This is a genomic window from Candidatus Firestonebacteria bacterium RIFOXYD2_FULL_39_29, from assembly GCA_001778375.1.
Taxonomy (GTDB): domain Bacteria; phylum Oederibacteriota; class D2-FULL-39-29; order D2-FULL-39-29; family D2-FULL-39-29; genus D2-FULL-39-29.
The window spans coordinates 1-10,343 of sequence record MFGV01000093.1; the positions used below are offsets into that span (position 1 = coordinate 1).

At 40.3% G+C, this 10,343-nt stretch carries 11 protein-coding genes; 10 read left to right on the forward strand and 1 reads right to left on the reverse strand.

Annotated elements, in window-relative coordinates; translation table 11 throughout:
* The first annotated feature begins 112 nt into the window (after positions 1 to 112).
* Positions 113 to 451 carry a hypothetical protein gene (locus A2536_00360; GenBank protein ID OGF44179.1) on the forward strand — a complete coding sequence of 113 codons (339 nt, stop codon included), beginning with the start codon at positions 113 to 115 and terminating at the stop codon, positions 449 to 451.
* Positions 452 to 591: 140 nt separating this feature from the next.
* On the opposite strand, the gene A2536_00365 is transcribed toward A2536_00360, so the two are convergent.
* Entirely contained in the window at positions 592 to 3,018 is a 2,427-nt protein-coding gene (locus A2536_00365; protein OGF44187.1) for a glycogen phosphorylase, read from the reverse strand.
* A gap of 329 nt (positions 3,019 to 3,347) precedes the next feature.
* Between A2536_00365 and A2536_00370 the strand changes: the two genes are divergently transcribed.
* From A2536_00370 to pstB, 9 genes are all read left to right on the forward strand, one after another.
* Positions 3,348 to 3,641 carry a hypothetical protein gene (locus tag A2536_00370; protein ID OGF44188.1) on the forward strand — a complete coding sequence of 98 codons (294 nt, stop codon included), beginning with the start codon at positions 3,348 to 3,350 and terminating at the stop codon, positions 3,639 to 3,641.
* Positions 3,628 to 3,903 (forward strand): hypothetical protein, encoded by a 276-nt coding sequence (locus tag A2536_00375; GenBank protein ID OGF44180.1) that lies wholly within the window; start codon positions 3,628 to 3,630, stop codon positions 3,901 to 3,903. The genes A2536_00370 and A2536_00375 overlap by 14 nt, the downstream gene beginning before the upstream one ends.
* Before the next feature lies 1 nt (position 3,904).
* On the forward strand, positions 3,905 to 4,855 hold the full coding sequence (locus A2536_00380; protein ID OGF44181.1) for a hypothetical protein: 951 nt from the start codon (positions 3,905 to 3,907) through the stop codon (positions 4,853 to 4,855).
* Positions 4,852 to 5,934, forward strand: a complete 1,083-nt coding sequence (locus tag A2536_00385) for a hypothetical protein (protein ID OGF44182.1) — start codon at positions 4,852 to 4,854, stop codon at positions 5,932 to 5,934. Before A2536_00380 ends, A2536_00385 begins: the two co-directional genes overlap by 4 nt.
* Before the next feature lie 2 nt (positions 5,935 to 5,936).
* On the forward strand, positions 5,937 to 6,620 hold the full coding sequence (locus A2536_00390) for a DNA-binding response regulator (protein ID OGF44183.1): 684 nt from the start codon (positions 5,937 to 5,939) through the stop codon (positions 6,618 to 6,620).
* Between the two features lie 53 nt (positions 6,621 to 6,673).
* Complete coding sequence (locus A2536_00395; GenBank protein ID OGF44184.1) at positions 6,674 to 7,582, forward strand: hypothetical protein; 909 nt, start codon at positions 6,674 to 6,676, stop codon at positions 7,580 to 7,582.
* Positions 7,583 to 7,659: 77 nt separating this feature from the next.
* Positions 7,660 to 8,532 carry a phosphate ABC transporter permease subunit PstC gene (locus A2536_00400; protein ID OGF44189.1) on the forward strand — a complete coding sequence of 291 codons (873 nt, stop codon included), beginning with the start codon at positions 7,660 to 7,662 and terminating at the stop codon, positions 8,530 to 8,532.
* Positions 8,532 to 9,377 (forward strand): phosphate ABC transporter, permease protein PstA, encoded by an 846-nt coding sequence (locus A2536_00405; GenBank protein ID OGF44185.1) that lies wholly within the window; start codon positions 8,532 to 8,534, stop codon positions 9,375 to 9,377. Before A2536_00400 ends, A2536_00405 begins: the two co-directional genes overlap by 1 nt.
* On the forward strand, positions 9,371 to 10,132 hold the full coding sequence (pstB, locus tag A2536_00410) for a phosphate ABC transporter ATP-binding protein (protein ID OGF44186.1): 762 nt from the start codon (positions 9,371 to 9,373) through the stop codon (positions 10,130 to 10,132). Before A2536_00405 ends, pstB begins: the two co-directional genes overlap by 7 nt.
* Positions 10,133 to 10,343: the final 211 nt, after the last annotated feature.

Here is a 10,343-nt window from a genome sequence, read left to right on the forward strand (position 1 = left end):
TGTTTAAGTTCGGTTAAAAAACCGCTTCTTGGTTCCAGTTGTCAAAGAACGGTGTTTCTAGAAATAATTGCGACACAGTCTGCATTAGTCAATTGTTCTAAGGAGGTTTCTTATGAAATTACCGGAAGAAGGAATGCTGTTAAGGATATTTATTGGCGAGTCTGACAAATATGAAGGGAAGGCGCTTTACGAATACATTGTGCTTAAAGCAAGAGAACTGAACTTGGCCGGAGCAACGGTGACAAGGGGTATCATGGGTTTTGGCGCGGATAGCCGCGTACACACGGCAAAGCTTCTCAGGCTCTCTGAAGACCTTCCGGTTGTAATAGAAATCGTGGACACAGAAGAGAACTTGAACAAGCTTATACCTTTTCTTGATAAAACAGTAACCGAGGGTTTGATCACCAGTGAGAGAGTAAGGGTGCTGAAGTACAGGCACAAGAATACTTGAAAAGAATCTGAAGAAAAATAGCCGTGTTTTCTTAAAGACATACACTCTAGTTGACTGCTTTTGATAAACCAAAGAATGCATAAAAAATAATTATATTAGGGTCCATCCTTTAAGGGGTCTTTCTTGGGAAACTCTATATTTTAGCTTAAATCTTTAGGTATTTTCTCTTCGTATCCGACTTTCCAGATTTCTTTTGCGTATTCCTTTATTGTTCTGTCGGAAGAGAATTTTCCGGATTTTGCTACGTTGGTGATGGACATTTTTGCCCAGTTTTCTCTGTCTGTGTAAAGGGTTGATACGGCTTCCTGAGCTTTTTCATACTGGTCAAAGTCCGCGCAAATATAAAACCTGTCATTGTTCAATATGGAGTTTATAAGCGGGTCAAAGATGCCGAACTCCTGCAAAGAAAAATGGTTATTACGGAGGAGATTAAAGACCTCGGTAAGACCGGAAGAACAACGGACAAATTCTCCGATATCATACCCTTGCTTCCTGATCTTTTCTATATCTTCCACTGATTTGCCGAATATGAATATATTCTCTTTTCCGACTTCTTTTGCAATCTCAATATTAGCCCCGTCCCAGGTTGCGATGGTTAAAGCCCCGTTCATCATAAATTTCATACAGCCGGTGCCTGAAGCCTCTGTCCCTGCTGTGGAGATCTGCTCGGACAGGTCGCTTGCAGGAAATATCTTTTGCGCCAGCGAAACGCGGTAGTCTTCCAGGAAAACTACTTTTATTTTATCTTTGATATCTTTATCATTATTTATTACATCTGCCATGCTGTTAATGAATTTTATTGTGAGTTTTGCCATGGCGTAACCCGGAGCTGCTTTGCCTCCGAAGATGAAAGTCCTGGGTATAAAGCTGTGATCAGGCTGTCTCTTAATTTTCAAATACTGGGAAATTATAAAGAAACAAAGCATGGTCTGTCTTTTGTATTCGTGTATCCTTTTTACCTGCACGTCAAAGATAGAATCCGGGTCTATTATAATGTTGTTATGTTTCATTATATAATTTGACAGATCCACTTTGTTTTCTCTCTTTATTATCTGCCAGCGTTGTCTGAATGCAGGATCTTCACGTTTTGGCAGCAGTTTTTCCAGTTCATAAAGGTTTGTTGTCCATTTATTGCCTATGGCTTCAGTAATCAGCTTACAAAGCCGGGGGTTTGCCTCGAGAAGCCATCTTCTTTGGGTTATGCCGTTTGTCATATTTGTGAATTTCTCCGGAAACATCTCGTAGAACTCCTTGAATACGTAACTTTTAAGGAGTTCGGAGTGCAGTTCTGAAACTCCGTTGACTTTGTGACTGCAAACAATGCAAAGAAACGCCATACGTACCAAATCCGGATTTGACTCTTCAATTAAAGACATTCTTGCTGCTTTACCTTCGTCGCAGGGGTATTTCTTTCTTACCTCCGCAAGGAAATCCGCGTTAATCTCATAAATTATCTGTAAATGTCTGGGGAGCAGCTTTCCGAATAGATCCACGGACCATTTTTCAATTGCTTCAGGCATTACGGTATGATTGGTATAGGCAAATACTTTTCTTACGATCTCGAGCGCCTTTTCCCAGTTTACAAGTTCTTCATCTACCAGGATGCGCATCAGTTCTGCTATAGCAAGGGCGGGATGAGTGTCATTAAGCTGGATAGCTATGAGATCGCCAAGTTGTGTAATATCTTTATTTTCTTTTTTGTAGCGTCTTAAAATATCCGAAATAGATGCGGCTGTCAGAAAATACTCCTGTTTCAAACGGAGCTCTCTTCCTCTAAAAAAGTCGTCGTTCGGATAAAGAACTTTTGAAATATTTTCCGAAGTGACCTTGTTATATACGGCTCTTTCGTAATCTCCGTAGTTAAAATGGTTAAAATTAAAATCTTCCGTGCTTTTTCCGGCCCAGAGGCGCAGGGTGTTTACTTTGTCGTTTTTATAACCCGGAATAAGAATGTCGTAAGGCATGGCCAGTACATCTTCCGTGTCGCCCCATTTTGCGGCAAGTTTGGCGTTGTTCTGGGACATGAGAGATTTTCCGTAAAATTTTATAGTTACGCAATTTTCGGGTCTTGCAAACTCCCACTGATTATCCCTTTTTAACCATTCATCAGGGTATTCCACCTGATTACCGTTTATTATCTTCTGCTTGAATATTCCGTAGTCATATCTTATTCCGTAGCCGTGGGCCGGAATTGCGAGTGTTGCCATAGAATCAAGAAAACAAGCGGCAAGCCTTCCTAACCCGCCATTTCCAAGCCCTGCATCCGTTTCCTGTTCTTCAAGCTCTTCAAAATTTAAAGAGAGTTTTCCCAAAGCTTCTTTAGTGATTTTGTCCAGATCAAGATTTATCATATAATTGCTGAGGAGACGGCCGATCAAAAACTCCATAGAAAGATAGTAAACCCGTTTTGTGTTCTTATTGTGGTACTCTTCCTGGGTTGCCAGCCATTTTTCTACCAGACGGTCTCTGATAGCCATAGCGAGAGATTTGAAATTGTCGTACTCTGTAGCCGTGTATCTGTCTTTTGCAAGTGTGTACTGCCTGTTATATAAGAAAGAAGTACCTATACTTTCAGCAGTAAGCGGTTTTTTCTTTGCAACCCAGACATCCTGAGTATGCGCTTGTTCGTTTTTCATAAAAAGACCTCATTCAAAATAGGATTTACCAAGCAACAGTTTAGATTATACAGGGATAGAAGAAAAAAATCAAGGCGGACGTTGACCTGGAAAACCTACAAAAAAATGTTGCTAACCCCTCCTGCGCTAAGGCTTCTGAGGGTAAACTTTGCTAGCGCTTTAGACTAACACGGTATTAATATATTTAATAACTCTAAAAAAAGGACGATTATTGGTTGACAAGATGTATATTGTTATAGTATACTGATTGTGTGAATAATATCAGAGTGGTTTCGGATATAGCCGGATTTGATTGGGATGAGGGTAATAAAGAAAAGAACTGGGAAAAACACAAGGTACTTGCTTCTGAATGTGAGCAGGTGTTTTTCAATCAGCCATTAATTGTTTTGGATGATAATAAACATTCATCAATGGAGAAAAGATACTTTTCTTTAGGAAAGACTGACAATGACAGAAAATTGTTTATTGTCTTTACGGTAAGAAAAGGCTTATTAAGGGTTATATCGGCAAGAAATATGAGTATTAAAGAGAGGAAAATATATGAAAAAAGCTAAAATAATCAAATATTCATCCTCAGAAGACAGGGAACGGGAATATTGGGCGGTAAATGACTCCGCCGAGATTTTGGATTGGAGTAAAGCCAAAAAAACGGTTTTTCCAAACCTCAAACCCGGTTATTCCAGTATTTCGCTGCGCTTACCCAGGATACTGCTTGAAGAATTGAAAATGATTGCCAATAAAAGAGATGTTCCATACCAGTCCTTGATGAAGATCTTCCTTGCTGAGTGCGTGAAAGAAGAACTGGTAAAGAAGTAGAATGAAGAAGCTTCTGAATATAATAATTTGTCTCCTATTCTGGGTTTCAATATTGTTTGCGCAAACCATTAGTGAAAAACCTCAGGTTACAAGTGATCAGAACATTGAAAAGGTGCTAAAAGAGTTCTTTGAATTTACGGAAAAAAGCAAGAGTAAGGATACTGAAGTAGAAGCGTTGTTAAAAGAGTTTAGGAAAAAGCTTGATGATAAAAAGTTAAATATTTTTACCGGTGAAAGCAAGGATGATATATTTTTCGAATATCCGGTTGCAGCTGATGGTGTAAGTATAAATATAAACGGTTGTTTGTTGTATTCCTATCAGAAGAACCCTTCAATAATGTATTCGTCTTTAATTTTACTGGCAGCGAAAAATAATTATAACAATAAAAATTACGATTCTAAAATAGAAGAAATCGGCTGTTTGTTAAAATGCTGTGAATTACAGGCGAAGTTTGTTGATAAATATCTTTCGAAGAGCAAAATGAAACTAACTCCTTATGAAAAGGCTCTCCTTGCAAGTTATAGGGATAACAATTTATATGATTTTATGTTTAAATATTATGCGATTGACGCCGAATGGCTGGATTACCTTAAAGAGGTTTTTTCTTCGGAAAGTACGGCAAATGGGAAGTTAAAACAACTAAGAGATATTGGAGAAAAGAAGATAGAAGAGTCTAAACTAAAGCTAAAAGAAGGAGCTTCCGAAGAAGAGATATATAATGCTCTTGTAATGCCAGCTATGTACTGTGAGCTTGTACCATATTATGTATATACTTTATCTGACGGAAATAAGTCAGGGAAGGCTCCGGAAGAATTTGACTGGGCAGCTGTTGATCCGAAACTTGCAGAGACAATGCAAAAACTTAAAGAAACAGTAAAACCGTTTTTAGCCGGGTTGAAATATCGGGATAAACTAAGAGAAAATATAGGAAAGATTTTAGTGCAAAAGTGAGTGTAAAAGTTTACAATAATCCTATGATCAATGAAGTCAAAGAGAAAAAAAGACGCGGGCAGCTCAAGGCTATGCTGGACAGCATGGTGGAGGGTGTTATTGTCCTTGACACCTCCGGAAAGCTGACACTGGTAAATAAAACTTTTGAAGAAATATTTAAAATAAAAGAAGAACAGGTGCTTGAGCATGCATTAATAGAAGCTGTGAGAAACCCGGAGTTGGACTCTTTTTTAAAGGAAGCACTGGAAACACAAAGAACTAGAGAGATCGAACTTGAAATGATCACGCCTGTTGAACGTGTTTTTAAGATACGCGCGGCTTTTTTTGGAAAGGAAGAAGAGGGAAAGAAAGGTCTGATTGCAGTATTCTACGATGTAACGGAGATACGTAAACTGGAGAGGTCCAAGACGGATTTTGTCGCCAATGTTTCTCATGAATTAAGAACTCCCCTTGCTTCAATAAAAGGTTTTACGGAGACTTTACTTGACGGCGCTTTGGAGGATAAAGAAAATAACAGGAAATTCCTTCTTATTATTCAGGAAAATGTAAGCCGGCTTGACCGGTTGATCAGTGATATCCTGGAATTATCAAAGATGGAATCTTCACCGTTAAAACCGGAAAAGGACTTTTTTGATATCAAAGAAGCCGTTGATAAAGCAGTGGAAATTCTCAGACCTAACTCTAAAAAGAAAAATATTAAAATAGAGATAAAAATAACGGAAAAATTTCCACGGGTCTACGCGAATAAAGATATGCTGGAACAGGTGTTTATTAACTTGCTGGATAATGCCTTGAAGTTCAATAAAACAAAAGGTTCTGTAATTGTTGAAGCAGAAGAAACCCCTGCGGGTATAAAAGTTTCGGTAAAGGATACCGGTCTTGGTATTCCGGAGGAAGATCACCCAAAAATATTTGAACGGTTCTACCGCGTAGATAAAGGAAGGTCCAGAGAGCTTGGAGGGACAGGACTCGGGCTTGCGATAGTAAAACATATAATCGAGCTGCACGGCGGTACTGTAGGTATGGAAAGCAAGATCAACGAAGGTTCGGAATTTTATTTTATTCTTCCTAAGGAATAATTATGGCAAAAGAAAAAATACTTATAGTTGACGACGAGAAAGATATTGTTGAACTTGTTAAGTACCATGTTGAAAAAAGCGGGTACAAGGCGCTTACCGCGGGAAGCGGCGGAGAGGCTCTGGATATTGCGGCGAAACAGCAGCCGGCACTAATTGTCCTGGATATAATGCTTCCGGGTTTCGACGGTTATGAGGTTTGCAGGATATTAAAGAGAAATGAGAACACAAAAAATATACCTATAATTATGCTAACCGCAAAAGCTGCGGAAGAGGATACTGTGACAGGACTCAAAGCCGGTGCCGATGATTATCTCAGCAAACCATTCAGTCCGAAAATACTAATGGCCAGAATAGATGCGGTTCTTCGCAGGTCAAAGCAGAGTGAAAGCAGTGCCGATGTCTTGACTGAGTGCGGGATCAGTATAAATCTAACCGGTTATGAAGCAACTTTGGACGGGAAACTAATTCCCCTGACAAAAATAGAGTTTTCACTGCTTTCTTTTCTCATGAAAAATAAAGGTAAGGTGTATAATCGCGAGCAAATAATCAGCGGGGCCTGGAGTTATGAGACAGCTATTGTTGACCGAGCTGTTGATGTTCATATCCGCCATTTAAGGGAAAAATTCGGCAAATCGGGAAAACTCATCAAAACCGTACATGGGGTAGGGTATAAATTCTCTTCCTGACGTAATTCTTTACAATTCCTTAACATCAGCTTAATACTTCCTTAACACCTCTTATGTATAATGCTTTTATGAAAAGTAAAAGTTTGCATATCTTTGCCGCCTGTCTCTGTTTTCTTGCTGCCGGCTGCAGTAAGGAGAGTCGGGATAAAGCGGCGCTTGCCAAAAGTAAAAGCATTCAGATAAAAGGTTCCGACACCATCGTTAATCTTGTCCAGAAATGGGCTGAAGATTTCTCCTTAAAAGATGATACAATCAACATCGGTATTACCGGAGGCGGGTCGGGTACGGGTTTTGCTGCTCTTATAAACGGGACTTGCGATATTGCAATGTCTTCGAGGAGTATTGAAGAAGCTGAGACTAAACAATCCGAAGAAAACAAAATTTATCCTTTTGAATATAAAGTAGGTTTGGACGGGCTTATGGTAATTGTAAACCCGAAAAATACGGTAGGGGAGCTGACGCTGGCTCAAGTTCGGGATATTTTCATGGGTACAATCAAAAACTGGAAAGAGCTCGGCGGGCCGGATAAAAAAATAGTCATTCTTTCGCGTGAGAGTAACTCAGGAACGCATATGTTTTTTAAGGAGCATGTTATAAGAAAGGGTGATAAGAAAAGTAAAGATGAGTTTTCTCCCAGAGCCCTTCTGATGTCCTCTTCTCAAGCAATAGTCAATGAAGTAGTTCAAAATCCTAATGCGCTGGGTTATGTCGGTATAGGTTATATGTCTCCGGAATTAAAAGCTATAGCAATTGCCAAGAAAAAAGGCGACAAATATGTCAGTCCGGATATTGATAGCGTATTAAGCGACAGATATCCTATATCACGGCCGCTTTTTCTGTATGCGAGCTCAAAAGATAATAAACTGGTGAATGAACTTATTGCTTATTCTCTGTCCGATGAAGGCCAGAGGACAGTTAGAAAACTTGACTTTGTTCCGCTCCGAAAACTTGACCGAAATTAGATGTGTTTTGGAGCTGATGACACAGATAAAAAATAGCGATGGCACAGATAAATAAAAATGATTATTATGAGGGTAAAATGATTAGCAGGAAAATTACGGATTCAATAATAGAAAAGCTGATATTTGCTTCCGGTATTGCCGCAATTATTCTTGTCTCCTTGATATTTTTCTTTCTACTCCGGGAAGGTCTTGGATTTTTTGCTCAGTATAGTATAAAAGATTTCCTTTCGGGGCATTACTGGTACCCCACTTCAAAACCTGCAGGTTTTGGAATACTCTCTCTTATCATGGGCTCTGTATTTGTAACTCTCGGAGCCGCTGTTATTGCCGTCCCGGTCGGAGTTATGGCCGCTTTTTACATCTCTGAAGTTGCTCCCGTGTCAGTCAGGGATATTTTAAAGTCCGGTATTGAGCTTCTTGCAGCCATCCCGAGCGTGGTTATCGGTTTTATCGGTATGGTAACTCTGGTGCCGTTTGTCAGAGTAATGTTTGATATACCTACCGGTCTTTCCGCATTTTCAGGTTCGCTCATGCTTGCTTTTATGGCGATGCCTACCATTGTCTCTATCTCCGAAGATGCTATTCGTTCCGTTCCCTGGACTTACAAAGAAGCGGCTCTTTCCCTCGGAGCCACAAAATGGCAGACAATGTACAGAATAGTTTTGCCTGCGGCGGCTCCCGGAATACTTGCGGCTGTGATGCTTGGCATAGGCCGGGTTATAGGTGAGACCATGGCTGTAATGATGATAACAGGAAATGCGGCGGCGATCCCGGAATCTATCTTTGATCCGGTCCGCACTATGACGGCTACGATCGCAGCCGAGATGGGTGAGACCGTGAAAGGAAGCATGCATTACAAAGGCCTGTTTGCCATCGGACTGGTCCTTTTTGTGATTACGTTTATTATTAACTTCATAGCAGACTCGTTTCTTAACAGGACAAAAAAGTAATGAATCCAAAAATAGCTCAAAAAATAGCGTTTTCTCTCCTCTTTATTGTGACGCTTATTATAATTTTGCCTGTGCTTATGATAGTTTTCATTATCATTAAAGAAGGCGCTTCGGCAATCACCTGGGAGTTCCTGTTTACGGCACCGAGAGACGGGATGAGAGCCGGTGGAATATTCCCCGCCATTGTAGGTACCCTGAGTATCGTTCTTTGCGCAGTAGCGATAACCCTTCCGATGGGTGTGATGGCCGCAATTTATCTGAATGAATATGCGAAAGACAATCTCTTAACAAGGATTATAAAGCTGTCCATAGTGAATCTTGCCGGAGTTCCTTCCGTTGTTTACGGTCTCTTCGGTCTGGCTGTTTTTGTCATGTTCTTAAAGATGGGAGTATCCATAATTGCGGGAGCTCTTACCCTGTCGATAATGGAACTTCCGGTAATAATAACAACTTCAAGGAATGCCTTAAATTCTGTTCCGCAGTCTTTCAGAGAAGCTTCACTTTCTCTCGGTGTTTCTAAGTGGCAGACGATCCGTCATGTGGTTCTTCCGAATGCTTTACCCGGAATAATGACCGGTGCGATTCTTTCTATCGCCAGGATCTCCGGTGAAACCGCCCCGATACTTTTTACCGCGGCCGCGTTCTATGTCCCGCACCTGCCCCGTTCGGTATTTGACCAGGTAATGGCTTTACCGTATCATCTTTACATTATTTCAACACAGATCCCGAATATGCCGTCAAACATTACGTACGGAACCGCACTGGTCCTTCTGGTGCTCGTTCTGGCTATGAGTATTTCCGCTATCTCAATGCGTATCTATTTCAGGAAAAAGAAAAAATGGTAGAAACCCTTAAAGAAAAAATAGTTGCCAGGGATCTTAATTGCTGGTTCGGCACTTCTTGTTCGGTGAAGAATCTCAACCTTACGGTTTACTCCAATGAGATTCTCGGTATCATCGGCCCTTCGAACAGCGGGAAGACTACATTTCTTCGCATGATAAACAGGTTAAACGAAGTAGCGGTTAACTTCAGATATGACGGTAGTATTACTCTTGACGGAATTGATGTCAGAAAAATAGACACCGAGACCTTAAGGAAAAGATGCGGAATGGTCTTTGCTCTTCCTCTTCCTCTTCCGATGTCTATTTATGAAAATGTCGGGTATGGTCCGCTTCGTCACGGTATAAAGAGTAAAAAAGAAATTGATATAATAGTTGAAAAATCCCTGATAGCTGCTTCGCTCTGGGATGAAGTAAAAGACCGTCTGGATGCTTCGGCTATGAAATTATCCGGCGGCCAGCAACAGCGTCTTTGCATCGCCCGTACGCTGGCGGTCGAACCGGAAGTAATACTGTATGATGAACCCTGCTCGGGACTGGATCCTATTTCCACAGCTAAAGTTGAAGAGGCCATGATCGAGCTAAAGAAAAAATATACGATTGTCCTGGTCACAAACAACGTAAAACAGGCGTCACGGGTGAGCGACCGTACTGCCTTCTTCCTTATGGGTGAACTTATTGAAATAGATAAGACAGCCGATTTATTTGTCTCTCCAAAAGATAAGAGGACGGAAGGGTATATTACAGGGAGATATGGTTAAAATCAAATTCTAATTACTAAATTCTAATAACTAAACAATGACTAAGAGTAAATCACTAAGCACTAAACTTAAGGAAGTTTATAATATTAATACAGAGATTTTGTTTAAGAATTAATAATTAAATATTCAGACTGTGTCGCAATTAAATTACTAACATGATATAATATGGCATATTCACTCCAAAGGAGCAAGCCATGTATCGCACTGGTGA